Origin of the sequence: Pantoea sp. R102, assembly GCF_004916815.1 — a bacterium.
In the GTDB taxonomy this organism is placed as follows: Bacteria; Pseudomonadota; Gammaproteobacteria; order Enterobacterales; family Enterobacteriaceae; genus Pantoea; species Pantoea dispersa.
The window spans coordinates 1-24,206 of record NZ_SDFT01000081.1 but is presented as its reverse complement, the minus strand read 5'-3'; the positions used below and the strand labels follow the sequence as shown (position 1 = coordinate 24,206).

Annotated in this window: 22 protein-coding genes and 1 pseudogene; 14 read left to right on the top strand and 9 right to left on the bottom strand. The window is 58.2% G+C overall.

Annotated features, from left to right (window positions below; genetic code table 11):
• Nucleotides 1-52 precede the first annotated feature (52 nt).
• Nucleotides 53-964 carry a LysR substrate-binding domain-containing protein gene (locus ERD80_RS09890; protein ID WP_021509092.1) on the top strand — a complete coding sequence of 304 codons (912 nt, stop codon included), beginning with the start codon at nucleotides 53-55 and terminating at the stop codon, nucleotides 962-964.
• On the opposite strand, the gene ERD80_RS09885 is transcribed toward ERD80_RS09890, so the two are convergent.
• Nucleotides 945-1,547 (bottom strand): TetR/AcrR family transcriptional regulator, encoded by a 603-nt coding sequence (locus ERD80_RS09885; RefSeq protein ID WP_132463926.1) that lies wholly within the window; start codon nucleotides 1,545-1,547, stop codon nucleotides 945-947. The genes ERD80_RS09890 and ERD80_RS09885 overlap by 20 nt on opposite strands.
• 129 nt (nucleotides 1,548-1,676) lie before the next feature.
• On the opposite strand from ERD80_RS09885, the gene ERD80_RS09880 reads away from it, so the two are divergent.
• Nucleotides 1,677-2,069, top strand: coding sequence for a RidA family protein (locus ERD80_RS09880; RefSeq protein ID WP_058770208.1), 393 nt, complete (start codon nucleotides 1,677-1,679; stop codon nucleotides 2,067-2,069).
• An 83-nt stretch (nucleotides 2,070-2,152) separates the two neighbouring features.
• On the opposite strand, the gene ERD80_RS09875 is transcribed toward ERD80_RS09880, so the two are convergent.
• The 4 genes from ERD80_RS09875 to ERD80_RS09860 form a co-directional block, all read right to left on the bottom strand.
• Nucleotides 2,153-3,619, bottom strand: a complete 1,467-nt coding sequence (locus ERD80_RS09875; RefSeq protein WP_136546734.1) for an aspartate aminotransferase family protein — start codon at nucleotides 3,617-3,619, stop codon at nucleotides 2,153-2,155.
• Between the two features lie 12 nt (nucleotides 3,620-3,631).
• Nucleotides 3,632-5,014, bottom strand: coding sequence for a diaminobutyrate--2-oxoglutarate transaminase (locus ERD80_RS09870; protein ID WP_021509096.1), 1,383 nt, complete (start codon nucleotides 5,012-5,014; stop codon nucleotides 3,632-3,634).
• A gap of 215 nt (nucleotides 5,015-5,229) precedes the next feature.
• Complete coding sequence (locus ERD80_RS09865; RefSeq protein ID WP_136546732.1) at nucleotides 5,230-5,994, bottom strand: A24 family peptidase; 765 nt, start codon at nucleotides 5,992-5,994, stop codon at nucleotides 5,230-5,232.
• 739 nt (nucleotides 5,995-6,733) lie between these two features.
• On the bottom strand, nucleotides 6,734-6,949 hold the full coding sequence (locus ERD80_RS09860) for a hypothetical protein (RefSeq protein ID WP_248295849.1): 216 nt from the start codon (nucleotides 6,947-6,949) through the stop codon (nucleotides 6,734-6,736).
• Nucleotides 6,950-7,406: 457 nt separating this feature from the next.
• Here ERD80_RS09860 and arnB point away from each other — a divergent pair, with 457 nt between their 5' ends.
• Genes arnB through arnF form a run of 7 tightly spaced genes read left to right on the top strand, consistent with a single transcriptional unit; the run spans nucleotide 7,407 to nucleotide 14,751 of the window.
• A complete protein-coding gene (gene arnB, locus ERD80_RS09855; RefSeq protein WP_136546730.1) occupies nucleotides 7,407-8,543 on the top strand; it encodes a UDP-4-amino-4-deoxy-L-arabinose aminotransferase in 1,137 nt (378 codons plus the stop codon).
• A 1-nt stretch (nucleotide 8,544) separates the two neighbouring features.
• The gene (gene arnC, locus ERD80_RS09850) at nucleotides 8,545-9,531 is read left to right on the top strand and encodes an undecaprenyl-phosphate 4-deoxy-4-formamido-L-arabinose transferase (RefSeq protein ID WP_021509379.1); all 987 of its coding nucleotides are present in this window, start codon (nucleotides 8,545-8,547) and stop codon (nucleotides 9,529-9,531) included.
• Nucleotides 9,528-11,507, top strand: coding sequence for a bifunctional UDP-4-amino-4-deoxy-L-arabinose formyltransferase/UDP-glucuronic acid oxidase ArnA (gene arnA, locus ERD80_RS09845; RefSeq protein WP_058759134.1), 1,980 nt, complete (start codon nucleotides 9,528-9,530; stop codon nucleotides 11,505-11,507). Before arnC ends, arnA begins: the two co-directional genes overlap by 4 nt.
• A complete protein-coding gene (gene arnD, locus ERD80_RS09840; protein ID WP_125310936.1) occupies nucleotides 11,504-12,388 on the top strand; it encodes a 4-deoxy-4-formamido-L-arabinose-phosphoundecaprenol deformylase in 885 nt (294 codons plus the stop codon). Before arnA ends, arnD begins: the two co-directional genes overlap by 4 nt.
• A 31-nt stretch (nucleotides 12,389-12,419) precedes the next feature.
• Nucleotides 12,420-14,075: a lipid IV(A) 4-amino-4-deoxy-L-arabinosyltransferase gene (arnT, locus tag ERD80_RS09835; protein ID WP_136546746.1), complete on the top strand. Its 1,656-nt coding sequence runs from the start codon at nucleotides 12,420-12,422 to the stop codon at nucleotides 14,073-14,075.
• Nucleotides 14,072-14,392 (top strand): 4-amino-4-deoxy-L-arabinose-phosphoundecaprenol flippase subunit ArnE, encoded by a 321-nt coding sequence (arnE, locus tag ERD80_RS09830; RefSeq protein ID WP_058781502.1) that lies wholly within the window; start codon nucleotides 14,072-14,074, stop codon nucleotides 14,390-14,392. Before arnT ends, arnE begins: the two co-directional genes overlap by 4 nt.
• Nucleotides 14,389-14,751, top strand: coding sequence for a 4-amino-4-deoxy-L-arabinose-phosphoundecaprenol flippase subunit ArnF (arnF, locus tag ERD80_RS09825; protein WP_136546728.1), 363 nt, complete (start codon nucleotides 14,389-14,391; stop codon nucleotides 14,749-14,751). The genes arnE and arnF overlap by 4 nt, the downstream gene beginning before the upstream one ends.
• A gap of 3 nt (nucleotides 14,752-14,754) precedes the next feature.
• Here the strand turns inward: arnF and ERD80_RS09820 are convergent, their stop codons facing one another.
• Nucleotides 14,755-16,098, bottom strand: coding sequence for an MFS transporter (locus ERD80_RS09820; protein WP_136546726.1), 1,344 nt, complete (start codon nucleotides 16,096-16,098; stop codon nucleotides 14,755-14,757).
• Nucleotides 16,099-16,415: 317 nt separating this feature from the next.
• On the opposite strand from ERD80_RS09820, the gene ERD80_RS09815 reads away from it, so the two are divergent.
• From ERD80_RS09815 to ERD80_RS09800, 4 genes are all read left to right on the top strand, one after another.
• Complete coding sequence (locus ERD80_RS09815) at nucleotides 16,416-17,861, top strand: sugar porter family MFS transporter (protein ID WP_136546724.1); 1,446 nt, start codon at nucleotides 16,416-16,418, stop codon at nucleotides 17,859-17,861.
• A 147-nt stretch (nucleotides 17,862-18,008) separates the two neighbouring features.
• On the top strand, nucleotides 18,009-18,830 hold the full coding sequence (locus ERD80_RS09810) for a TIM barrel protein (protein WP_021509387.1): 822 nt from the start codon (nucleotides 18,009-18,011) through the stop codon (nucleotides 18,828-18,830).
• Nucleotides 18,831-18,861: 31 nt separating this feature from the next.
• Nucleotides 18,862-19,872 (top strand): Gfo/Idh/MocA family oxidoreductase, encoded by a 1,011-nt coding sequence (locus tag ERD80_RS09805; protein WP_136546722.1) that lies wholly within the window; start codon nucleotides 18,862-18,864, stop codon nucleotides 19,870-19,872.
• Nucleotides 19,873-20,030: 158 nt separating this feature from the next.
• Nucleotides 20,031-21,269, top strand: coding sequence for an aromatic amino acid transporter (locus ERD80_RS09800; protein WP_127834912.1), 1,239 nt, complete (start codon nucleotides 20,031-20,033; stop codon nucleotides 21,267-21,269).
• 205 nt (nucleotides 21,270-21,474) lie between these two features.
• Here ERD80_RS09800 and ERD80_RS09795 read toward each other — a convergent pair whose 3' ends face one another.
• Nucleotides 21,475-22,371: an SDR family oxidoreductase gene (locus ERD80_RS09795; RefSeq protein ID WP_136546720.1), complete on the bottom strand. Its 897-nt coding sequence runs from the start codon at nucleotides 22,369-22,371 to the stop codon at nucleotides 21,475-21,477.
• A gap of 99 nt (nucleotides 22,372-22,470) precedes the next feature.
• On the opposite strand from ERD80_RS09795, the gene ERD80_RS09790 reads away from it, so the two are divergent.
• Entirely contained in the window at nucleotides 22,471-23,316 is an 846-nt protein-coding gene (locus ERD80_RS09790; RefSeq protein WP_136546718.1) for a helix-turn-helix transcriptional regulator, read from the top strand.
• 170 nt (nucleotides 23,317-23,486) lie between these two features.
• Here ERD80_RS09790 and uraH read toward each other — a convergent pair whose 3' ends face one another.
• Both uraH and ERD80_RS09780 read right to left on the bottom strand, forming a co-directional pair.
• On the bottom strand, nucleotides 23,487-23,900 hold the full coding sequence (gene uraH / locus ERD80_RS09785; protein ID WP_058781494.1) for a hydroxyisourate hydrolase: 414 nt from the start codon (nucleotides 23,898-23,900) through the stop codon (nucleotides 23,487-23,489).
• Between the two features lie 129 nt (nucleotides 23,901-24,029).
• Nucleotides 24,030-24,206, bottom strand: a pseudogene (locus ERD80_RS09780) (oxidoreductase); the annotation flags it as partial.

Below are 24,206 nucleotides of genomic sequence, written 5' to 3'. Positions count from 1 at the left end.
TGCTGTGCGACTATCCGTGTAAATCAGGACAGACTGTACGGAGTGACGCACAATGGCGCTGGATATGGCGTTGCTGCATGCGGTAGTGGCGGTGGCAAAAGCTGGCGGGTTTCGCGAGGCGGCACGCATGAGCGGCAGCAATCCGTCGCGTTTGAGTGATGCGGTGCGGCGCGCCGAACAGCAACTGGGCGTTCGGCTGTTTAATCGCACCACGCGAACGGTGGTGCTTACCGAAGCGGGCCGGGCTTTGATGTCACGGCTGCTGCCCGCCATGAACGAAGTGGATGCGGCGCTGGATGCCCTGAACACGTTCCGTGACACGCCGGGCGGCACGCTGCGGCTGAACGTGCCGGTCAGCGCGGCGCGGCTGGTATTACCGGCGATTGTGCCGGGATTTCTGCAGCGCTATCCGGACATCCGGCTGGAGATTGTGGCGGAGAGTAATGTGCAGGACATTTTTCGCGACAGCTGCGATGCCGGTATCCGTTACGACGATCATCTGGAACAGGATATGGTGGCGCTGCCGATTGGTCCGCGCGTGCAGCGCTTTGCCGCGGCCGCGGCGCCGGCCTATCTGGCGGCTTACGGTACGCCGCAGCATCCGCGCGACCTGATGCAGCATCGCTGTCTGTATGGTCGTTATGCCACCGGGGTGACGGCCGAATGGGAGTTCAGCCGCGGCGCGGAACGCATCACACTACAGCCGCAGGGGCCGCTGATTTGCAGCATCGGTGCGGCGATGGAGCTGACGGTGTCGACAGCCATCGCCGGTGCCGGCGTGGTCTATCTGTTTGAGGACTGGCTGAAGCCGGCGCTGGCCAACGGCAGTCTGCAACCGATTCTTGCCGACTGGTGGCTCAGCTTTCCCGGCCTGTGGCTGTACTACAATGATCGCCGGCTGATCCCGGCACCGCTGCAGGCGTTTCTCAGCTGGATACGCGAACTCAATGCGACGCCGGGTTGACCAGCAGCCCGGAAACCAGCAGCCGGAAGGCCTGCACCGCACGCGGCAGCGCCGCAACCGGCTCATCGGCAGCAGCAATCCACAGCGCGGCATTGAGCGCGGCGCCGTTGACCAGCTGCGCCGCCGCTTCGGTATCGACCGGTTTCACCGTACCTTCCTCAATCAGCTCCGCCAGCATGGCGGCAGTGGTGCGCAGACAGGCGGTCTGATTAGGCCAGCGCGACGGATCGCCCAGCACCGCCGGGCCATCCAGCAGCATGATGCGCTGGACTTCCGGCTCCAGCGACATCTCGATATAGGTAATGGCTTCCGCCAGAAACGCGTGCCAGCGAGTGTGATACTGCTGTCCGGCTGCGCGCATCTGCTCAAGAATCTCACCATCGATCTGATCAATAACCGCCTGCAATAACCCTTTTTTGTCGCCAAAATTATGATACAGCGCACCGCGCGTCAGCCCGGCGTCTGCCGTGAGGTCATCCATCGACGCTTCGCTGTAACCCTTCTGCGCAAACGCGCGTCGTGCAGCGGCAATCAGTTTGCCGCGTGTCTCTTCCACCTGGTCTGCCCGTCGTCTGGCTGCCATCGCTGTTCCTTAAATTTTGCATTGACATACGCCGCGTATGTAAAACATAGTAATACATACGCGGCGTATGTTAAAGCGAAAACGGGCATAGCTAACCCGCTTTCTTCTCTCATCTTCAGGAGTACGATTATGAACAAACGCGATGCTGTTTTTCCAGCGGGCCGTCAGGCGTTGTATAACATCAATAAATACTCTGCGGCGATTCGCTCCGGCGACCTGCTGTTTGTTTCCGGCCAGGTGGGCAGCCGGGATGATGGCACCGCCGAGCCCGATTTCACGCGTCAGGTTAATCAGGCATTTACCAATCTCGCGGCGGTGCTGAAGGCCGCCGGTTGCAGTTTCGATGACGTGGTTGATGTCACTACGTTTCATACCGATCCGGAAGCGCAGTTCGCCACGGTGAACGAAGTACGGCTGCGCTTCTTCGGCGATGAGCCTTATCCCAACTGGACGGCGGTGGGCGTTAACTGGCTGGCGGGCTATGATTTTGAAATCAAGGTGATTGCGCGCATTCCGCAGTGAGCCAGCGTGCGGCGATCAGTCTGTAACCCATAAAAAAAGCCGCTAACCGTTGCCGGTTAGCGGCTTTTTTACTTCACGCCTAATCAGGCGCTCAGCAGTTGATCAGCAGTTTTTTCTACCAGCGCCAGCAGCAGCTTGATGTCTTCCAGCGTGACGGTCGGGTTCAGCAGAGTCAGCTTCAGACAGGTCACGCCTGCATGCTCGGTCACACCGACGTTAGCGCGGCCAGACTCCAGCAGCGCATCGCCGATACGCTGGTTGAACAGGGCGATCTGCGCGCTGTCGCTCAGCTGTTCTGGACGATAGCGGAACAGTACGCTGGCCAACTGTGGCTGCATTACCAGCTCCAGACGTGGCTCAGATTCAACGAACTGCGCAACGTCCTGTGCCAGGCTCACGCCGTGGTCGATAATCGCGGCGTACTGTTTCTGACCCAGCGCTTCCAGACCCATCCACAGTTTCAGCGCATCGAAACGACGCGTGGTCTGCAGTGATTTGGACACCAGGTTCGGCACGCCGGCTTCTTCATCGAACTCGGAGTTCAGGTAAGCCGCCTGATAACGCATCAGCTCATAGTGACTCGCGTCTTTCAGCAGGAACGCGCCGCAGCTGATGGTCTGGAAGTATTGTTTGTGGAAGTCGAGGGTGACGGAATCCACCAGCTCCAGACCATCCAGGTAATAACGATACTTTTCAGACAGCAGCAGCGCACCGCCCCAGGCCGCATCCACGTGCACCCAGATGTTGTGCTCAGCGGCGATGGCTGCGATTTCACGCAGCGGATCGATGGCGCCGGCATCGGTGGTGCCTGCCGTCGCGACGATCGCCAGGATCTGTTCGCCGTTGGCTTCAGCCTGCGCTAGTTTGGCTTTCAGGTCATTCACGTCCATACGGGCAAACTGATCCGATTTCACCTGCACCACAGACTGATAGCCGTGACCCAGCAGCGCCATGTTCTTCTGCACCGAGAAGTGGGCGTTTTCTGAGCACAGCACTTTAATCTTGCGCAGATCGCCAGTGATGCCGTGCTGCTGCACGGAATGGCCCTGACGTGCATAGAAAGCGTCACGTGCCAGCATCAGGCCCATCAGGTTGCTCTGCGTACCGCCGCTGGTGAACACGCCCGCATCACCGGCCGGATAGCCAACCTGCGCACGCAGCCACTCAATCAGTTTGATTTCAATAATGGTGGCAGAAGGGCTCTGATCCCACGAATCCATGCTCTGGTTAGTGGCGTTGATCAGCACTTCAGCCGCCTGGCTTACCACCAGGCTCGGACAGTGCAGGTGCGCAACGCACTGCGGATGGTGCACCGCCAGACTGTCTTTGAGGAAATATTCAATCGCACGTTCAATCGCGGCCTGGTTGCCCAGGCCGTTTGGATTGAAGTCGAGCGTGATACGCTCGCGCAGTTCGGCAACCGTTTTGCCCTGGTACATCTCAGGCTGTTGCAGCCACTGCACAACCGCGGCGCTGCTCTGGGCAATCGCCTGCTGGTACGCCTCAATGCTCGGGGCCGAGGCGGCCAGAATCGGGTTTACTTCAGACATTTACTCTTCCAGTCAAACAGGTTTGACGCCAGCGCCCAGCAGCGCCTGCTCAAATTTATCCAGGAACACGGCCAGCTCTTCATTGCTGATCAGCAGTGATGGCAGCAGGCGCAGTACCGCACCATGACGACCGCCACGCTCCAGAATCAGACCGGCTTCGAAGCATTTTTTCTGCAGCAGTGCAGAGAGTTCGCCGTCGGCCGGGAAGCTGCCCATGTGGTCAGCTGGCTCGTGTGGCTTAACGATTTCGATACCGATCATCATCCCGAGGCCGCGTACGTGACCAATAACCGGGAAGCGTTTCGCCATTGCGTTCAGCTGGGCTTTCAGCCATTCACCCTGTTCTGCCACTTTGCCGGCGATGTTCTGCTCGGTCAGGATCTTCAGCGTCGCCAGACCGGTTGCCATCGCCAGCTGGTTGCCGCGGAAGGTACCGGTGTGGTGGCCAGGTGACCATGCGTCAAACTGCTTTTTGATACCCAGCACGGCCAGAGGCAGACCGCCGCCCACCGCTTTAGACATCACGATGATGTCTGGCTCAATGCCCGCGTGTTCGAAGGCAAAGAACTTACCGGTACGGGCAAAGCCAGCCTGGACTTCGTCGAGGATCAGCAGAATGCCGTGTTCCTGCGTCACTTTGCGGATGCGCTGCAGCCACTCAGCTGGCGCCGGGTTCACGCCGCCTTCACCCTGTACCGCTTCGAGGATCACGGCCGCAGGCTTACGCACGCCGCTTTCAACGTCGTTGATCAGGTTTTCGAAGTAGTAGGTCAGGGCCTTCACGCCAGCTTCCCCGCCGAGGCCCAGCGGGCAACGGTACAGATGCGGGTAAGGCATGAACTGCACTTCTGGCATCATGCCGTCAACCGCTTCTTTCGGCGACAGGTTGCCGGTCACGGACAGCGCGCCGTGCGTCATCCCGTGGTAACCGCCAGAGAAGCTGATTACGCCGCTGCGGCCGGTGACTTTTTTCGCCAGCTTCAGCGCCGCTTCAACGGCATCAGCACCGGATGGACCGGTGAACTGCAGGCAGTACTCTTTACCCTGACCTGGCAGCAGCGAGAGCAGAGATTCGGAGAACTGATCTTTCAGAGGCGTCGTCAGATCAAGAGTATGTAACGGCAAGCCGCTGGTAATGACATTTTGGATGCTCTGCAGAACATCAGGATGGTTATGACCAAGTGCCAGCGTCCCTGCGCCAGCCAGACAGTCAAGATATTGTTTGTTTTCAACATCCGTAATCCACACGCCATTGGCTTTGGCAATCGCTAAAGGCAACTTGCGCGGGTAACTCCTGACGTTTGATTCAAACTCAGCCTGACGGGCTAAGAATGCGTCGTTGTTTCCGTTGAATGAGTTGGCACCAAAAGTATCAATACGGACTTTATCCGTCATCATATCTCTCCTTCAACCGGGGCTCGAACAGGCTGGCCGATTGACTAGTTGAACAAAAAAGTATCAGTGGCTCAAAAAACGCGGCCAATATAGAGCCTTTTGACGCACATCACAATGATTAATTTTGTTTAGAATTGTTTATTCTTTTCATATAGGAATCAGGACGTTGGACAGAAACTGGCCACTTATTTTAGCGCCGCGATATGAACAGGCGATTAAATAATCGTGTGAATAAAAAGACTTATGCCCGCCAGTGCCAGCCACGGACCAAAGGGCAGCACGTGATACAGCTCGCGTTGCCAGCCTAATCGGGCCAGCAGAACAAACAAAATTGCGCCTGTGCAAGCCAGTAACAGCACAAAGGGTAAAAGCGCCCAGCCGAGCCAGGCACCCAGCGCAGCCAGCAGTTTGGCGTCTCCGCCACCGAGGCCGGGGCGTTTTTTTATCAGCTGATAGAGTTGACCCACTAGCCACAGCGTGCTGTATCCCGCAACTGCGCCGAACACCGCGTCATGCAGCGTTCCAGGCAGCCAGTGCAGCGCTTTGAACAGCAGGCCAAGCCACAGCAGTGAAAGGGTGAGAGCGTCCGGCAACAGCAGATGCTCAATGTCGATGAGGGTCAGCGCCAGCAGAATCCAGGCGAGCAGCAGGGCGGCAGGCAGGCGGCTATCGGGCGGCAGCAACCAGGCCAGCGCCAGGCTAATTGCAGCGGTGAGCAGTTCCGTCAGCGGGTAGCGCAGGCTCACCGGGTGGTGGCAGTAGCGACAGCGTCCGCGCAATAGCAGCCAGCTAAGCAGCGGCAGCATATCGATCGCGCGCAGCGTGGTCTGGCAGTGTGGACAGTGCGAGCGCGGCAGCAGCAGGGGAATGGCGGGTTGCGGGTTCATTACCTGCTGCGACAGGCGATAAATGACTACATTGAGAAAGCTACCGACGCACAGCGCCAGCAGTGTACCGATCAACCAGTAGGCGATTTCCATGAGGTTTTCTCCTGCTGTCCATGCAGCGTTGGGTTTTTCTGTCGCCATTAATGGCGACCGTGCAGGTCATGGCACGGTTGCCGTGGGGGCGTATTTGTGCGTACCGGTGTGAACGGGGCGATTTTTTGCCCGGTTGCACGGCAGATTGCCATAAAGGTGCCGCATAACCTGTTTGCGCGATAAATCGCGCCGCTACCAGTTCTGTGCGGTTTGACGGCAGGTCACCATAAATGGCGACCCTACAGGTTTCGCAGGGCGCGCATTGATGCGCACCGCTACCAGTTCTGTGCTCTTTGACGGCAGGTCACCATAAATGGCGACCCTACAGGTTTGGCAGGGTGCACATTGATGCGCACCGCGAGATCGCGCCGCTACCAGTTCTGTGCGGTTTGACGGCAGGTCGCCATGAATGGCGACCCTACAAAACCTGTAGGGTGCGCATTGATGCGCACCGCGATCTGTCGCCAACCATGGCCAGTTTGCGAGAGGCACAATACGCCGGTGGAGACGGCGTGGCGAGCAGCAAAGCGGCGTTGCAGCGATTTACAGCAGGATTTACGAGCGGGTTCCAGAGAACAGAGGAGATATAAGCAGGGATGCGTGAATTTCACGGGCTGGCAATGACCAAATCGATGCTAAGACAGGCAAAAATCCAATCAATGCGCCAGCTGAGGCTGGCAACTATCTAATCAATACACCAGCGGAGACAGATAATAATCCCATCAATGCGCCAGCGAATTTACTGGCTCTGTTTAAACTGCTGCATGGCTTCCTGCACATTGCTGGTGGCGAGCGACATCACCCATTCGCTGTTGCGAAACACGTCGTAATGGCCGGCGTTATAGCGAAACACATACAGCTCACCGCGGAAACGCAATCCTTTTGTTTTCACGCCAATGTGATGCCGGCGTAGTGCTGCCTGTGAAAGTCTGTCAGTCGCGGTTCTCATCATCATTCTCCTGTCCAGCCTCTGGCGTCACTATCCCAGGGAAGAATAAGCAGCCAACCTTAGGATAACCTTAAGAACAGTATAGCCTCTTCGTTAATCCATTGAAAAATGGCGATTTTAATTGTCGTGGGTCGACAAGCCGACCCATGATGTCTGACCCGATGCTGATTTCCGGCCCCGGCGCACAATCTTCTACCAATCTTCAACATCACGTAAAAAAGTCAGCGTGCCGCTTTGCCATTTAATGTTCAGTTAAGTTTTCCCCCGTATTTTGGTTTCTTATAGCGATAAAACAGACCTGCTTAAGTTTTATTGCGCGCAGATGACAGCAGCACTGCGAACGCACTCGTTTAAGTAACGTTTAAACAAAAGGTTACAGCGTGTTTCATCAGGTTGTCATGCGCGGCAATAACGCTTGTTTTATTTTTCAGCATGTTTTCAGGCACAACAGTAAGGTTATCTTATGAGTTTCCTTCCGTTTTCGCGCCCGGCATTGGGTGAGGAAGAACTGGCCGCGGTGCAGGCGGTATTTGCATCGGGCTGGATTACCACCGGACCGCAGAATGCTGCGCTGGAGCAGGCGTTTTGCCAGCTCACCGGCAACCAGCACGCCATTGCCGTCAGCTCCGCCACAGCAGGCATGCACGTCACGTTGATGGCGCTGGGTATCCAGCCCGGCGACGAGGTGATCACCCCGTCGCTGACCTGGGTTTCCACGCTCAATATCATTACGCTGCTGGGCGCCACGCCGGTGATGATCGATGTGGATCGCGATAACCTGATGGTGAGCGCAGAACAGATCGAAGCGGCCATTACGCCGCGCACCCGCGCCATCGTGCCGGTTCACTATGCCGGTGCGCCGGCGGATATCGACGCCCTTCGCGCCGTCAGCGCGCGCCACAATATCCCGCTGATTGAAGATGCGGCCCACGCGGTAGGTTGCTACTACAAAGGCCGGCACGTAGGCCAGCAGGGCACGGCGATCTTTTCGCTGCACGCCATCAAAAACATCACCTGCGCCGAAGGTGGCATCGTGGTGACCGATGACGCGCAGCTGGCTGACCGCCTGCGCAGCCTGAAATTCCACGGCCTCGGCGTCGATGCCTACGATCGTCATACCCATGGCCGCAAACCGCAGGCCGAAGTGATCATGCCCGGTTTTAAATACAACCTGCCAGACATCAACGCCGCGATTGCGCTGGTGCAGCTGCAAAAGTTGCCGGCCATCAATGCACGTCGCGAGGCCATCGCCGCGCGCTATTTGCACGAGCTGGCAGATACGCCGTTGCTGCCGCTGGTGCAGCCGGCGTGGCCGCATCAGCATGCGTGGCATCTGTTTATCATTCGCGTGGACGAAGCGCGCTGCGGTATTAGCCGCGATGCGCTAATGGAGCAGTTGAAAATCCATGACATCGGCACCGGCCTGCATTTCCGCGCCGCGCATACGCACAAATATTACCGTGAACGCTATCCGCAGCTCTCGCTGCCTGCCACCGAATGGAACAGTGAACGTATCTGCTCGCTGCCCCTGTTCCCCGACATGCACGATGACGATGTAACGCGTGTGATTGCTGCCTTACGCCACCTTGCGGGAGCCTGAGATGCTGGAAGAAAAACCGATTCGCAAAGTCTCCGTGGTGATCCCGGTGTACAACGAAGAACAGAGCCTGCCGGAGCTGGTGCGCCGTACCGACGCTGCCTGCCGCACGCTTGGCCTTGACTATGAAATCTTACTGGTGGATGACGGCAGCGCCGACCGCTCCGCGCAGATGATCGCCGATGCGGCGGATATGCCGGGCAGTCACGTGGTCGGCGTGCTGCTGAATCGCAACTACGGACAACACTCGGCGATTATGGCCGGTTTCAGCCATGTTTCCGGTGATGTGATCATTACGCTGGATGCCGATCTGCAAAACCCGCCGGAAGAGATCCCCAATCTGGTCAAAGCCGCGCAGCAGGGCTACGACGTGGTCGGCACCGTGCGTCAGAACCGTCAGGACAGCTGGTTCCGTCGCCGCGCTTCACGCACCATCAACCACCTGATTCAGCGCGTTACCGGCAAAGCGATGGGCGATTATGGCTGCATGCTGCGCGCCTATCGCCGTCACATTGTCGATGCGATGCTCAACTGCCATGAACGCAGCACCTTTATCCCGATTCTGGCGAACACCTTCGCGCGCCGCACCATTGAACTGCCGGTTACGCATGCCGAGCGTGAATTCGGCGACTCCAAATACAGCTTCATGAAGCTGATCAACCTGATGTATGACCTGGTGACCTGCCTGACCACCACGCCGCTGCGTCTGCTGAGTATTGTCGGCAGCTTGATCGCGCTGGCCGGTTTCGCCTTTTCTCTGATCCTGATTGTGCTGCGCCTGTTCCTCGGTGCCAGCTGGGCCGGCGACGGTGTGTTCATGCTGTTTGCCGTGCTGTTTATTTTTGTCGGCGCGCAGTTTGTCGGCATGGGCCTGCTGGGCGAATACATCGGTCGTATTTATAACGACGTACGCGCCCGTCCGCGCTACTTCATTCAACGTGTTATCCATCCGCAACAAGATGCCCCGTCTGTACAGGAAATTAAGCAATGAAAACTATCGTCTTCGCCTATGCCGAAATGGGCTGTGCAGGCATCACTGCGCTGCTGAACGCAGGCTATGAAATCAGTGCCATCTTCACTCATGCGGACACCTCGCCGGAGAGCCATGCGTTTCCTTCGGTAGCACGCCTTGCGGCTGAGCAGGGCATTCCGGTTTATGCGCCGGAAGATGCTAACCATCCGCTGTGGGTGGATCGCATCCGCACCATGCAGCCGGACTTTATCTTCTCGTTTTATTATCGCGCACTGCTGAGCGACACCATTCTGAACTGCGCGCGGGTTGGCGCGTTTAACCTGCACGGTTCGCTGCTGCCTAAATACCGTGGTCGTGCGCCGCTTAACTGGGTGCTGGTCAACGGCGAGACGGAGACTGGCGTAACGCTGCACCGCATGGTGAAACGTGCCGATGCCGGCGACATTGTGGCGCAGCAGCGCGTGGCGATTGACCCGCAGGATAATGCGCTGACGCTGCACCGTAAGCTGGTGGCCTGCGCCGGCCAGCTGCTGGAAGGCGCGCTGCCGCCGATGAAGCGCGGTGAGATTGCCGCCACGCCGCAGAACGACGCGGAAGCGACCGTGGTTGGTCGCCGCACGCCGGAGGATGGCCGTATCAACTGGGAGCTGCCGGCGGCTAAAGTGAATAACCTGGTGCGTGCAGTCACCGATCCGTGGCCTGGTGCGTTTGCGTATGCCGGCACGGTGAAATTCGTGGTGTGGAAAGGGCGGGTTCACCAGGATGCGCCCAGCGCCAAACCGGGCACGGTGCTGTCGGTTGAGCCGTTCCTGATTGCCTGCGGCGAGGGCGCGCTCGAAGTGGTCACCGGGCAGAGCGACAACGGTGTTTACATGAACGGCAGCCAGCTGGCGCAGAGTCTGGGCATGGTGCCGGGTGCGCTGCTTTATTCGCAGCCGGTTGCTGCAGTGAAACGTCGCACGCGGGTGCTGATCCTCGGCGTAAACGGCTTTATCGGCAACCATCTCACCGAACGCCTGCTGCAGGATGATAACTTTGAGGTTTATGGCCTGGATATCGGTTCCGATGCCATAAGCCGTTTCCTGGATGAACCGCGCTTCCACTTCGTTGAAGGGGATATCAGCATCCACTCTGAATGGATTGAGTATCACATCAAGAAATGTGACGTGGTGCTGCCGCTGGTAGCGATCGCCACGCCGATCGAATATACCCGTAATCCGCTGCGCGTGTTCGAGCTGGATTTCGAAGAGAACCTGAAGATTATTCGTGACTGCGTGAAGTATAAAAAGCGCATCATTTTCCCGTCGACCTCCGAAGTGTACGGTATGTGTACCGATCAGCATTTCGACGAGGATCACTCCAACCTGGTGGTCGGACCGATCAATAAACAGCGCTGGATCTATTCGGTGTCGAAACAGCTGCTGGACCGGGTGATATGGGCCTATGGCGAAAAAGAGGGGCTGCGCTTTACGCTGTTCCGTCCGTTTAACTGGATGGGCCCGCGGCTGGATAACCTCAACGCCGCGCGTATCGGCAGTTCTCGCGCCATCACCCAGCTGATCCTTAATCTGGTGGAAGGCTCGCCGATCAAGCTGATCGACGGTGGTGCGCAGAAGCGCTGTTTCACCGATATTCGCGACGGCATCGAAGCGCTGTTCCGCATTATCGAGAACAAGCACAACAACTGCGATGGCCAGATCGTTAACATTGGTAACCCGGAGAACGAAGCCAGTATTAAAGAGCTGGCGGAACACCTGCTGGCCAGCTTTGAGCGCCACCCGCTGCGCGATCGCTTCCCGCCGTTTGCCGGTTTCCGTGAGGTAGAGAGCAGCAGCTATTACGGCAAAGGCTATCAGGACGTGGAGCACCGCAAGCCATCGATTAAAAACGCCCGCCGCCTGCTCGACTGGACGCCAACCGTGGCGATGGATACCACCATCGACAATACGCTGGACTTCTTCCTGCGCACCGTTGAGCTACAGGAAAAGCCATGAAGCGAGTGGGTTTGCGTGTTGATGTCGATACCTGGCGCGGCACGCAACTGGGCGTACCGGCGCTGCTGCAGCAGTTCAGCCTGCATCAGCTGCAGGCCAGCTTCTTCTTCAGCGTCGGGCCGGACAACATGGGGCGCCACCTGTGGCGCCTGATGAAGCCGCGCTTTCTGTGGAAAATGCTGCGTTCGCGCGCGGCCTCGCTGTACGGCTGGGATATTTTACTGGCCGGTACCGCCTGGCCGGGCCGCGAAATAGGCAAAGGGCTGGCTTCGATTATTCGCGCCACGGCAGATCACCATGAAGTGGGGTTACACGCGTGGGATCACTTTGCCTGGCAGACCTGGGCTGGCGTCTGGTCACCACAGCAGCTGAATGCGCAGATTGCGCGCGGTAAAGCGGCGCTGGAAACCATTTTGGGTGACAGTGTCACCTGCTCTGCAGTGGCAGGCTGGCGCGCCGACAGCCGGGTACTGGATGCCAAGCAGCCGTTTGGCTTTCGCTATAACAGCGACTGTCGTGGCAGCGGGCCGTTCATTCCGCGCCTTAACGATGGCAGCTTCGGCACGGTGCAAATTCCGGTAACCCTGCCAACGTGGGATGAAGTGGTGGGCCAGCAGGTCAGCGCGGAAGGGTTTAACGACTTTATTCTCGCGCAGATACATGCCGCCAGCGGTACGCCGGTCTATACCATTCACGCAGAGGTCGAAGGCATCATCGGATTGCCCGCCTTTGCCGATCTGCTGACGCGCGCGCAGCAGCAGGGCATCCGGTTTTGCCCGCTGAGCGAGCTGCTGCCGGACGATCTCAGTACGCTGCCGCAGGGCCATGTGGTGCGCGGGCACATTGCCGGCCGGGAAGGCTGGCTGGGTTGCCAGAGTTAACATTTTACAGGACCCAAGTATGGAAACACCGATGCGCAGCCGCACCCGTATAGTGCTGCTGATAGCGCTTTTTGCTCTCTATTATCTGATCCCGGTGCCATTCCGTGATCTCTGGCAGCCGGATGAAACCCGCTATGCCGAAATCAGCCGCGAGATGCTGCTGAGCGGTAACTGGGTGGTGCCGCATTTTTTTGATTTGCGCTACTTCGAGAAGCCGATTGCCGGTTACTGGATCAATAATTTTGGCCAGCTGATATTTGGGCATAATAACTTTGGCGTGCGCGCCGGTGCGATTATCTGTACCACGCTGAGTGCGCTGCTGATCTACTGGCTGGGCAAACGGATGTTCGCCAGCCGCAAAATAGCGCTCACCGCCAGCGTGATCTTTCTTACCTCGCTGCTGGTTTACGGCATCGGCACTTACGCCGTGCTCGATCCGATTCTGCTGCTGTGGCTGGTGGCGGCAATGTGCAGCTTTTGGTTTGCTGCGCAGGCGCACAGTACCTCACAGCGGCTGACGGGGTATGTGCTGCTCGGCGCGGCCTGTGCCATGGGTTTCATGACCAAGGGCTTTCTGGCGCTGGCGGTGCCGGTGCTGGCGATTGTGCCCTGGGTGCTCTGGCAGCGACGTTTTGGCGAACTGCTGCGCTGGGGCCCGCTTACTGTGCTGGTGGCGGCCGCGATCAGCGCGCCCTGGGCTCTGTCCATTCAGCATCAGGAAGGCGATTTCTGGCACTACTTCTTCTGGGTCGAACATATTCAGCGCTTCGCGGAGAGCGATGCGCAGCACAAAGCCCCGTTCTGGTATTACCTGCCGGTGTTGGTGGCAGGCTGTCTGCCGTGGCTGGGCCTGCTGCCGGGCGCGCTGAGCGGCGCGTGGCGACAGCGTCAACAGCACGCTGCTGCGATCTATTTGCTTAGCTGGGTTGTGCTGCCGCTGCTGTTCTTTAGCATCGCCAAAGGCAAACTGCCGACCTATATCCTGCCGTGCTTTGCGCCGCTGGCGTTGTTGATGGCGCATTATGCGCACGGTAACTCCGCGCGCCTGAAACAGGCGTTGGCGGTAAATGGCTGGATCAACTTGCTGTTTGGTCTGGGCGCCACGCTGCTGGTCGTGGTGGTGCTGGCACCCTGGGGGCTGGCGCACCATCCGGTGTACGCGCGCGATGAGTTGCTGCGGGTAGTGTGCGCTGCGCTGGCATTTGCCGGCTGGGCGGTGATGGGCTGGTTAAGCCTGAAAACAGGCCGCTGGCAACTGGCTGCGCTTTGCCCGCTGGCATTGGCGCTGCTGGTCGGGTTTGCTATCCCGCAAAAGGTGCGTGATAGCAAACAGCCGCAGAGTTTCGTCAGCGCCGTTCGGCCTCAGCTGGCGCAGAGCCGCTATCTGGTGGTGGACAATTCCGGCATCGCTTCTGCGGTCGCATGGGAATTGCGCCGCAGCGATATCACTTTCTTCGATGAAAAAGGTGAGCTGGAGTACGGACTGGGTTATCCCGATGCAAAAACGCGCTACGTCGACGGGGAAGCCTTCGCTGACTGGCTGCGCCTGCATCGCCGACAGGGTCCGGTGGCACTGGTGCTGCTGCTGAATTCTGACGAAAAGCAAGCGGATGCGCATCTGCCGGTGCCGGATGATGTGTATCAGCAGGGACGCCTGGTCTACTACGGCTACAACGCGACACCATGAATCTGCTGCTGATCCTGCTGGTAAGCCTGCTCAGTTGTGCCGCCCAGCTGTGCCAGAAACAGGCGGCCCACTGCGGCGGGCAACGCCTGTTCGGCTGGCTGGTGCTCAGCCTGCTGCTGCTGGGGACGGCGATGCTGCTGTGGCTGGTGGTGCTGCGCACCGTGCCGGTCAGCGTGGCTTACCCGATGCTGAGCCTGAATTTTGTGCTGGTGGCGGTGGCGGCGCGCGTCATCTGGCGTGAGAACTACACGCGGCGGCAGTGGCTGGGTACGTTGGCGATCGTTACCGGGGTTGCGCTGATGGGGAGCCATCTGTGAAGGGCTGGCTGCTGGCGCTGGCCAGCGTGCTGCTGGTGTCGCTGGCGCAGCTGCTGCTGCGCACGGCAATGCTCGCGCTGCCACCGCTGGATACATGGACCGCGCTACCGTGGCAGCACTGCCTGATACCGTTAATCGGCGGACTGGCGGCCTACGGCTGCTCAATGCTGTGCTGGCTGCTGGCGCTGCGGCTGTTGCCGCTCAACCGGCTCTATCCGCTGCTCAGTCTGAGCTATGTGCTGGTGTGGCTGGCCGCTATTTCCCTGCCAGCCTTGCATGAAACCTTCCGCTGGAGCAGTCTCGCTGGCGTCATATTGATTGTCTGCGGCCTGCTGTGTGTGGCGCTGCCGCGCCGTTAACCGTTAACGCTGCTGCCACGGGTGATATTCACCCTGGCGGCGGCCTGGCGCCGTTTCCGGCAGACGCAGCAGGCCGAACAAAGAAATCACCCCCAGCACTGCAACATACAGCGCCAGACCATACCAGTGGCCGTGGGTCACCTGCAGAATCTTCACCGCCACCAGTCCGAGTACGCCGCTGCCGATCAGCGAACCGATCTGCCAGATCACCGCGATACCGCTGCAGCGAATGTGCGTGGGAAACAGTTCGGGGAACCATGACGCCTGTGGGGCATAACACATGCTGTGGCCCAGCGTCAGCGCCACGATCATCGCCAGCTGCGTGAGCCAGTAGCTGTTGTGCGCCAGCGCGAGAAAAAAGGGCACGATCGAGAGCATGATCAGCAGCGTGCCGATCAGGTAAACCGGCTTGCGACCGATGCGGTCGGAAAGGGCACCCATCAGCGGGATCGCCAGTACTTCGAGGATCACCGCGACGATCATACTGTTCATCAAAATGCCGGCATCAAGCTGATTAGCCTTACCCCAGGCAAGGATGATGACGGTAAACAGGGCGAAGGCGCAGGCTTCGATCAGTTTCGCTGCCACACCGTTGACCACCAGCCGCGGATTACCACGCAGCACCTCTTTTAACGGCCTGGATTCTGCCGCTTTGGTTTCACGAATGGCGGCGAAGACCGGCGATTCATCAATGCGCAGGCGAATAAACAGGCCGACAATCACCAGCAGCGCGCTGAGCAGAAAAGGTACGCGCCAGCCCCAGTCCATCATCTGCTCCGCGCTCAGCGCGGCATTAAGCACAGCGAACAGCGCCAGCGGCAGCAGAAACCCGACCGGAGCACCAATCTGCACCCAGCTGGCAAAGAAACCGCGCCGGGCAGGCTGTGCATATTCGGCCGTCATTAATACCGCGCCCGCCTGTTCGCCGCCGACGCCAAACCCCTGCAGCAAGCGGATGGCAATCAGTAATACCGGGGCCCAGACGCCAATTTTTTCGTAAGTTGGCAACAGGCCAATGCAGAACGTGCCAAGGCCCACGATCAGGATGGTCGCCACCAGCGCCTTTTTGCGTCCCACTTTGTCGCCGATGTGACCAAACACCATGCCGCCAATGGGACGTGCGAGGAAGCCAACCGCATAAGTGGCGAAGGCAGCGAGTGTGCTGATCAGCGGATCGTGGCTGGGAAAGAACAGATGGCCAAAGAACAGTACCGCTGCCGTACCGTAAGCGAAAAAGTCGTAATATTCTGCCGCCGTGCCTATCGCCGAGGCGCTGGCGACGCGGCGGATCAATGATTTAGGGTGAGCTTCAGCGGTATCAGATTGAGCAACAGTTGAAGAGGCCATGACAAATCCTGAAGAGGTTAAAGAGCGACTACCATACAAGAAGGTTTGTGCAGTTGTTGCGCGATTGATCACAAAGCGTGGCGACTCCCGGCGTCAAGGGGCCGATCTGCTGCGCTTCCATAACCACCTCGCCCAATCTTCATTCATCTTTTTTCGGCTGATGTAAATCCATCAAAATAAACCGGTCAAAAGGCTTGAACTCACAATTTGAAAAGCAGGTTTCAAATATAAATTAACATGAAATAAAAATGCCGATAGCCTGGACGCGCTGCTTTGTTCTGATGCTTTTCCTAACGCATTTTTTACCAGGAGGTATTATGGAAAAAGAACTCTATCTCTCCACCAACACCGCGTCCGGCCCCAACAGCACAACAAAAACCGAACCCTTCGTAAAAATCATCGCGCTGGTGGCGACACTCGGCGGGCTGCTGTTTGGTTACGATACCGGCGTGGTATCGGGTGCGCTGCTGTTCATGCGCAGTGATTTGCATCTCACGCCGTTCACTACCGGGCTGGTGACCAGTTCACTGTTGTTCGGCGCTGCCTTTGGCGCGCTGCTGGCAGGGCACTTCGCGGATGCCCTCGGGCGCCGCAAAATCATCATCACGCTGGCCTTTATTTTTGCCCTCGGCGCGGTCGGCTCTGCCTTCGCACCTGATGTGGAGACGATGATTGCGTCACGCCTGTTTCTTGGTATTGCCGTTGGCGGGGCGGCTGCCACCGTACCGGTGTATATCGCGGAAATTGCCCCGGCGAATAAACGCGGTCAACTGGTGACGCTGCAGGAGCTGATGATTGTCTCTGGCCAGCTGCTGGCCTATGTATCCAATGCGACCTTCAATGAAATCTGGGGTGGCGAACATACCTGGCGCTGGATGCTGGCCATCTCCACCGTACCCGCCGTGCTGTTGTGGATCGGGATGATCTTTATGCCGGAAAGTCCACGCTGGCACGTCATGCGCGGCAACACCGCTGGCGCGCGCAGGGTGCTGGAGAAAACCCGGGCGGCGGAGGACGTAGAGTGGGAACTGGAGGAGATCGAAGAGACCATCGAAGAGCATCGCCAGCAAGGCAAAGGTCGCCTGCGTGACCTGCGCACGCCATGGTTGCGCAAAGTGTTTTTACTGGGAATTGGCATTGCCGCCATCCAGCAGCTGACCGGTGTGAACACCATCATGTACTACGCGCCAACCATGCTCACTGCTACCGGCCTGAGCAACGATGCGGCGTTGTTCGCCACCATCGCCAACGGCGTGATCTCGGTAATCATGACGCTGGTGGGGATCGTGATAATCGGTAAGGTTGGTCGTCGTCCGCTGGTGCTGATAGGGCAGATGGGCTGTACCGCCTGCCTGTTCTTTATCGCCACGGTGTGCCTGCTAATGCCGGAGTATCACGCCGGTGGTGCGGTTAATCTGCTGCGTGCCTATCTGGTACTGGCCGGAATGCTGATGTTTTTATGTTTTCAGCAGGGCGCGCTGTCACCGGTCACCTGGTTGCTGCTGTCGGAAATCTTCCCGGCGCGCATGCGCGGCATTTGCATGGGCGGTGCCGTTTTTGCCTTGTGGATTGCCAACTTCGCCATTTCCATGGCCTTCCCGCTGTTGCTGGCCGCCTTTGGCCTGGCTGGCGCTTTCCTGACTTTCGCTGTGATCGGGATCGGCGGCGCCCTGTTTGTACTGCGCGCTATCCCGGAAACCAAAGGGCGCAGCCTGGAACAGGTCGAACACTATTTCTATGAACTGTATGACGGCAAAGGCTAAATGTGAGGGCGATCAGATTGCGCTCAGGCTGATGTAAATCACTCAAAGAAGCCGCAGAGCGGGCAAAAAAGATAACTTACTATCAGGGCATGTCAGTACCTTGCAGCAAACAGAACCTTACCCAGTGATTATTATCCAGGAAAGATCATGACCTACAAAATAAGCAGTGACCGATTCTGTGTTAACCGTAAAATTGCCCCTCATCTCAGCATGGCGGAATTCTTCGCGCTGGTGGAACAGCTGGGATTAAATAAAGTTGAAATACGCAATGATATGAAAAGCGGCAGCGTGACCGACGGCGCAGGCGGTGAGGAAGTGCGTCGCCTGGCAGCGCAGCATCAGCTTGAGATCGAAACCATCAACGCGGTGTATCCCTTCAACCAGTTAGATGATGCGGTGCTGGAAAAAACGCGCGCGCTGTTAGCCGATGCGCGCGCCACCGGGGCGAAAGCGCTGGTGCTCTGTCCGCTCAATGATGGGACGCCGGTGAGTAATGAGCAAACCGTACAGGCGCTGCAAATCCTGGCGCCGCTGTTTGCCGAATATGGTGTTGCCGGGCTGGTTGAACCGCTCGGTTTTCCGCAGAGCTCACTGCGCTCCGCCGCGCTGGCGCAGCAGCTTATCGCTCAGGCCGGCGTGCCGTTTAACATCGTGCTGGATACCTTCCATCATCACCTGTACGAAGGCGCCGAACAGGATTTTGCCGGTGGCGTAGACGTGAATCACATCGGCCTGGTGCATCTCTCTGGCGTAACGGATGCGCGCCCGACTCATCAACTCACCGACGAAGAGCGCATCATGCTGAGCGCGGATGACCTGCTGAAATCCCGCGAGCAGGTGCAGCGCCTGGAAGAGATGGGCTATCGCGGTGTTTATGCTTTCGAGCCGTTTTCTTCGGTGATGGAGAGCTGGAGTGCCGAGGATATTGCGCGTGAAATCCGCAGCAGCATTGACTATCTCAACCACTAACCAATCCGGCATTTTGCTGAAGGAACCTCGCATGACACTCAATATTGGTGTAATCGGCACTGGCGCTATCGGCCGTGAACACATTCGTCGCTGCAGCCAGGTGCTGCAGCATGCGCGCGTGGTCGCGCTTAATGATATCAATCGCAACAACTGTGAGCAGGTGATTAACGAGCTCGGCTTGCAGGCGGAGATTTACGACAACGCGCACGATTTAATCGCCGCGCCGGAGGTGCAGGCCATTCTGGTTACCTCATGGGGCCCGACGCATGAAGAGTTTGTGCTGGCAGCCATCAAAGCCGGCAAAGCGGTATTCTGCGAGAAGCCACTGGCGGTGACCGCGCAGGGCTGTATGAATATCGTCGAAGCGGAAATTGCCGCGGGCAAAAAACTGGTGCAGGTGGGTTTTATGCGACCGTACGACAGCGGCTATCGCGCGCTGAAAGCGGTTATCGACGGCGGCACCCTGGGTGAGCCGCTAATGCTGCACTGCGCGCACCGCAATCCGGCGGTCGGCGATGCTTATACCACCGATATGGCGATCACCGATACGCTGATCCATGAACTTGACGTGCTGCGCTGGCTGCTGAACGATGATTATATCAGCGCGCAGGTGATTTACCCACGCAAGACCCGCCACGCGTCATCGCACCTGAAGGATCCGCAGATTGTGCTGCTGGAAACCGCAAAGGGCATCCGCATTGATGTCGAGATCTTCGTGAACTGCGCCTATGGTTACGACATTCAGTGTGAGGTGGTTGGCGAGAGCGGCATTGCCCGCCTGCCTGAACCGATGTCGGTGCAAACCCGTCATGCGGCGCAGCTCTCCACCGGCATTCTGACCGACTGGAAAAAGCGTTTTATCGCTGCGTATGACGTTGAGCTGCAGGATTTCATTAACAACGTGCTGTCAGGCAATATGACAGGCCCGTCGGCGTGGGACGGCTATGCCGCCGCTGTGGCGGCCGATGCCTGTGTTGCGGCACAGAACAACGGTGATATTGTCCCGATTACCATGCCGCCACGTCCGGCTTTTTATCGTTAATCCCGCCACATCGCGGCTGGCGCACCCTGACCGGTGCGCCTTTATGTGACATTGTCACCTGTTGACAGCCATCTTCCCGTCAGTCACCGCCCGCGCCTCACATTTGTTACCGATCCCGTGTATCATCGCCGCCTTTATGTTGTGCAAGGAAAAGTGTGATGACGGAGAGCGTAATGGCGCGCCGCCAGCCCTCGGTATGGTGGGGCGCCATGATCATCTGTGGGACGGTAGTGGGCGCCGGTATGTTTACGTTGCCGATCGTGATGGCCGGGGCGTGGTTTGGCTGGGCGCTGCTGCTGCTGGGCATCAGCTGGGGCGCAATGCTGCTCTCCGGGCTGCTGTTTATGCGTGTCAGCCTGCATTATCCGCCAGGCGCGGGCTACGATACGCTGACGCGCGATTTGCTTGGGCGCGGCTGGGCCAGCATCAATGGCCTTAGCATCCTGTTTGTGCTGGGCATTCTCACCTACGCTTATATTTCAGCCAGCGGTCCGGTTTACCAGCACTCGCTGAATCAGCTTGGCGTGCCGCTCTCAACCGCCGGGGCCAAAGTCGCGCTGACGTTGTGTGTCGCCGCCGTGGTGTGGCTCGGCACCACCGGCGTCAGTCGTTTGATGACGTTCTGCGTGCTGGCAAAAATCCTGCTATTGATTTTGCTGTTCGGCGGACTGTTAACCCAGGTTGACGTGCCCTCGCTGTTCGCCGCCGCCGCGCCGGGAGACAGCTACTGGCCTTACGCACTGGGCGTGCTGCCGTTCTGTCTGGCCTCTTTTGGCTATCACGGTAACATCACCGGGCTAGTGAGTTATTATCAGCGCCGCGAGTCGCCGGTGACACGCGCGCTGGTGCTGGGCACGCTGATGTCGCTGGCGCTGTACCTGTTCTGGATTGTCTGCACCATGGGGAATTTGCCGCGCGCCGCGTTTCCTGACATCGTGCAGCAGGGTGGAGATATTGCCGCGCTGATGGCCGCGCTGCGCGATCATCTGCACGTGCGCGCGTTGTCGCTGATGATGTCGGTGTTCTCTCATTTTGCGGTGATAGCCTCGTTTCTCGGCGTGACGGCAGGCCTGTTTGATTTCATCGCCGACCGCCTCGGCTGGGGGCATTCCCCGCGCGCGCGGCTGCAAACCGCCTGCCTGACATTTTTGCCGCCGCTGCTCGCTTCGCTGTGGTGGCCACATGGCTTCGTCGCCGCCATCGGTTTTGCCGGCTTGTTTGCCACGCTGTGGGCGGTGATTATTCCGGCGCTGCTGGCGCGGCGTGCGCAACAGCGCTTTGCCGATCGGCCGCGTACGTCACTGGCGATTGGTCTGGTGCTGCTTTTCGGCGCGCTGAATGTGCTGTCATGGACGCTGAGCTGGCTGGGTGTGTTACCGCAATTTGCTGCGGCCTGAGTGGCGAGAGCCATGGGGTTCATAGGTATTCGTAGCGGCGCGATTTATCGCGCGAATCTGGTCACCGCGCCGTTGTAGATTGTGCGATAAATTGCACCGCTTACGGTCACAGCACCAGCTCGTAGTGGCGCGATTTATCGCGCTAATCCATTAGCCGCAGCGTTGTAAATTGCGCAATGAATTGCGCCGCTACCTGGCGCTGGGGCTACGACTGAGTTGAATAATTCACTCTGCTTAAATCAGCGATAAGACCCGGTCCTGTGGGCTGCCAGTTGAGCTGCTGCCGCGTCCAGGCACCGCTGGCACGCAGATCCAGCTTGGCGAAAGCGGCGAACCAGCCGAAATGCTCCGCGGCCTGATCGGGTTTCAGCGAAACGGCAGGAATACCCAGCCCTGCTGCCACGGTTTCAGCAATCAGCCGTGAGGCAATGCTTTCCTCAGCTACCGCATGATACCGTTTGCCGCGTTCGCCTTGTTCAAGCACTTTTAAGTACAGCCCGGCGACGTCATCAACGTGTGCCGCGCACCAGGCGTTTTCACCTCCGCCGATATAAGCTGCCGCGCCTTTCTCCCTGGCAAGAGCGATGTAATAGCTGATTAATCCCTGACGTTCGGTGTTGTGAACCTGAGGTAAACGCACCACACGTAGATCGATTCCCGATTCAAGGAGCTTAGTACCTTCCAGCTCCGAGGCGACGCGTGGGTTAGGGTGTGCCGGGTTGAAATTCTGCTCAAAAGCGGGCTGGCCGCTGCCGTCATCACCCATTCCGGTACCAGAAGTGATGAGCAGCGGACGCTGACTGCCCTGCAATACAGAGCCAATCGCGCGAATAACGCGGCGGTCTTTTTCGCAATTTTCGGCAAAACGGCTGAAATCATGATCGAAAGCGGTATGGATCACCGCATCACATTGGTCAATGCCGGCAATCCACGCCTGGGGATCTTCCAGCGTACCGCGCTGGGCTGTGGCGCCCTTATCGTTTAACTGCTGAGCTGCTTCTTCTGAACGTACAAGACCGGTCACCTGATGGCCGCGAGCCAGCAGGGCCGATACAACGCGTGAGCCGATAAAGCCCGTCGCACCCGTTATAAAAATACGCATAGCCTGTCTCCTGAGTGATTTAGTGCGACAGCGTAAGCGCGGATCTTTTACTATTAAAGTAGTGAAGTTATCAGGGTATAAACATTAACAGGGTGATTTATGACGCTGCTTTCTGAAAATCCGCTGGGTGAGTTTTTAAGGGCACGCCGTCTGGCAATTGACCCGGCTTCGTTTGGTTTTTTGCCCGGCCGCCGCCGTACGCCGGGCCTGCGCCGCGAAGAGGTTGCCCAGCTCGCGAATATCAGCCCGACCTGGTACACCTGGCTTGAGCAGGGCCGCGGGGGAGCGCCCTCGCGTGAGGTACTGAACCGCATTGCTGCCGGACTGCGGCTTACGTCTCCCGAACGCGATCATCTGTTTATCCTCGCGTTTGGGCATCCGCCAGAAAACCGGGTAAGTCGGTCCGACAGCATAACCCCACGGCTGCAACGCGTACTGGAAAGCCTGACGATTCCGGCGATTATCAAAACCGCCACCTGGGACGTGGTGGCATGGAATCACCCGGCGACGGTTGTGCTGAAGGATTACGGGCAACTTCCGCCCGCGCGGCGCAATATTCTGCGCCTGCTGTTTACCGACCAGGAAGCGCGGGGGATGCAAGACGACTGGGAGGGCGTGGCCCGTCTCATCGTCAACGCCTTTCGGGCGGATGCCGCGCGCCTGGGTGCTTCAGAGGAAATCGATCGACTGGTTGAGGAGCTATCCGCTCAAAGCGCTGACTTCGCCCGCCTGTGGCGTAACAACGATGTGGCCGGGCATGGCGAAGGGTTTAAGGTGCTGCATCATCCGCAAATGGGGACGATTGCCCTGGAGTTCTCGACCTTTTCTGTTGAAGGCAGGCCGGATTTAACGATGATGCTCTTTAATCCGGCAACCGATGAAAGCAGAGCGAAAACAGAGCGCTGGATTTCACAGAACCCAGCTCAGCAGTCAGGCAGTTTTTAATGCGTCAGCCAGCACGCTATAGCAATCACACCAGCCGAAAAAACAGGCTTACCCTATAATGGGCAGGAGCAACGGAATCGAGATTCTCCTGCCTGATTCAATCGCTTAACGAGGCAACGGTTCAACAAAACGTACTGGTATAAATATACCGTCCGCAGCGCCTTTTTTGCTTAGTTGCCGCGATAGGTGGAGTAGCCGTACTGACTGAGCAGCAGTGGAATATGGTAGTGCTGATCGGCATTATCCAGGTTGAACATCACCGGGATTTCCGGAAAGAAGGTCGGCTGACTGTTTTTTTTGTAATAGTCACCGGTTTTAAAAATTACGCGGTAAATCCCGGTCTGCGCCTTCTGGCCCGCCGGGTAAAGCGCCGGAATACGCCCCTGTTCGTTGGTAGTGCCCTGCGCCAGTTTCACCCACTCGTCACCCTGTTTCTTATCCAGCTCGACCTCAATACCTGCGGTCGGTACACCGGTTTGCAGATTCAGCACATGCACGCTCAGGGGATTTTTCATCTCAGCGGCCAGGCCGCTCACGCTGAAAGCGCAGAGCGCGCCGCCCAGTAAATAATGCTGCAATTTCATCTCATCTTCCTTTTGGTTAATTGGCCGGGAAAGCATAAGACGAAAACAGTGCGGTCGCGCACAATGGGCTGAAATCTGTGAAATTTCCCAGAACAGAACCGGCAACCGGGCGGCTGCCGGTCAGGGAAACTACTGATTGCTAATCAGGGTGCCTTTCAGGCCGTGCGGTTCGGAACGCAGATACTGTGGCGGCGCTTTGGCCTGCGCGCCCAGTTCGGCGGCGGCGTGCCATGGCCAGCGTGGGTCATACAGTACCGCGCGTGCCAGCGCGATCAAATCGGCATCCTGCTCCTGCAGCGCCTGCTC

What these genes read in the sequence shown, in the direction of transcription:
- ERD80_RS09890 (WP_021509092.1), top strand. Translation starts at nt 53, where the DNA reads ATGGCGCTGGATATGGCGTTGCTGCATGCGGTAGTGGCGGTGGCAAAA.
- ERD80_RS09885 (WP_132463926.1), bottom strand. Translation starts at nt 1,547, where the DNA reads ATGGCAGCCAGACGACGGGCAGACCAGGTGGAAGAGACACGCGGCAAA.
- ERD80_RS09880 (WP_058770208.1), top strand. Translation starts at nt 1,677, where the DNA reads ATGAACAAACGCGATGCTGTTTTTCCAGCGGGCCGTCAGGCGTTGTAT.
- ERD80_RS09875 (WP_136546734.1), bottom strand. Translation starts at nt 3,619, where the DNA reads ATGTCTGAAGTAAACCCGATTCTGGCCGCCTCGGCCCCGAGCATTGAG.
- ERD80_RS09870 (WP_021509096.1), bottom strand. Translation starts at nt 5,014, where the DNA reads ATGACGGATAAAGTCCGTATTGATACTTTTGGTGCCAACTCATTCAAC.
- ERD80_RS09865 (WP_136546732.1), bottom strand. Translation starts at nt 5,994, where the DNA reads ATGGAAATCGCCTACTGGTTGATCGGTACACTGCTGGCGCTGTGCGTC.
- ERD80_RS09860 (WP_248295849.1), bottom strand. Translation starts at nt 6,949, where the DNA reads ATGATGATGAGAACCGCGACTGACAGACTTTCACAGGCAGCACTACGC.
- arnB (WP_136546730.1), top strand. Translation starts at nt 7,407, where the DNA reads ATGAGTTTCCTTCCGTTTTCGCGCCCGGCATTGGGTGAGGAAGAACTG.
- arnC (WP_021509379.1), top strand. Translation starts at nt 8,545, where the DNA reads ATGCTGGAAGAAAAACCGATTCGCAAAGTCTCCGTGGTGATCCCGGTG.
- arnA (WP_058759134.1), top strand. Translation starts at nt 9,528, where the DNA reads ATGAAAACTATCGTCTTCGCCTATGCCGAAATGGGCTGTGCAGGCATC.
- arnD (WP_125310936.1), top strand. Translation starts at nt 11,504, where the DNA reads ATGAAGCGAGTGGGTTTGCGTGTTGATGTCGATACCTGGCGCGGCACG.
- arnT (WP_136546746.1), top strand. Translation starts at nt 12,420, where the DNA reads ATGCGCAGCCGCACCCGTATAGTGCTGCTGATAGCGCTTTTTGCTCTC.
- arnE (WP_058781502.1), top strand. Translation starts at nt 14,072, where the DNA reads ATGAATCTGCTGCTGATCCTGCTGGTAAGCCTGCTCAGTTGTGCCGCC.
- ERD80_RS09820 (WP_136546726.1), bottom strand. Translation starts at nt 16,098, where the DNA reads ATGGCCTCTTCAACTGTTGCTCAATCTGATACCGCTGAAGCTCACCCT.
- ERD80_RS09815 (WP_136546724.1), top strand. Translation starts at nt 16,416, where the DNA reads ATGGAAAAAGAACTCTATCTCTCCACCAACACCGCGTCCGGCCCCAAC.
- ERD80_RS09810 (WP_021509387.1), top strand. Translation starts at nt 18,009, where the DNA reads ATGACCTACAAAATAAGCAGTGACCGATTCTGTGTTAACCGTAAAATT.
- ERD80_RS09805 (WP_136546722.1), top strand. Translation starts at nt 18,862, where the DNA reads ATGACACTCAATATTGGTGTAATCGGCACTGGCGCTATCGGCCGTGAA.
- ERD80_RS09800 (WP_127834912.1), top strand. Translation starts at nt 20,031, where the DNA reads ATGACGGAGAGCGTAATGGCGCGCCGCCAGCCCTCGGTATGGTGGGGC.
- ERD80_RS09795 (WP_136546720.1), bottom strand. Translation starts at nt 22,371, where the DNA reads ATGCGTATTTTTATAACGGGTGCGACGGGCTTTATCGGCTCACGCGTT.
- ERD80_RS09790 (WP_136546718.1), top strand. Translation starts at nt 22,471, where the DNA reads ATGACGCTGCTTTCTGAAAATCCGCTGGGTGAGTTTTTAAGGGCACGC.
- uraH (WP_058781494.1), bottom strand. Translation starts at nt 23,900, where the DNA reads ATGAAATTGCAGCATTATTTACTGGGCGGCGCGCTCTGCGCTTTCAGC.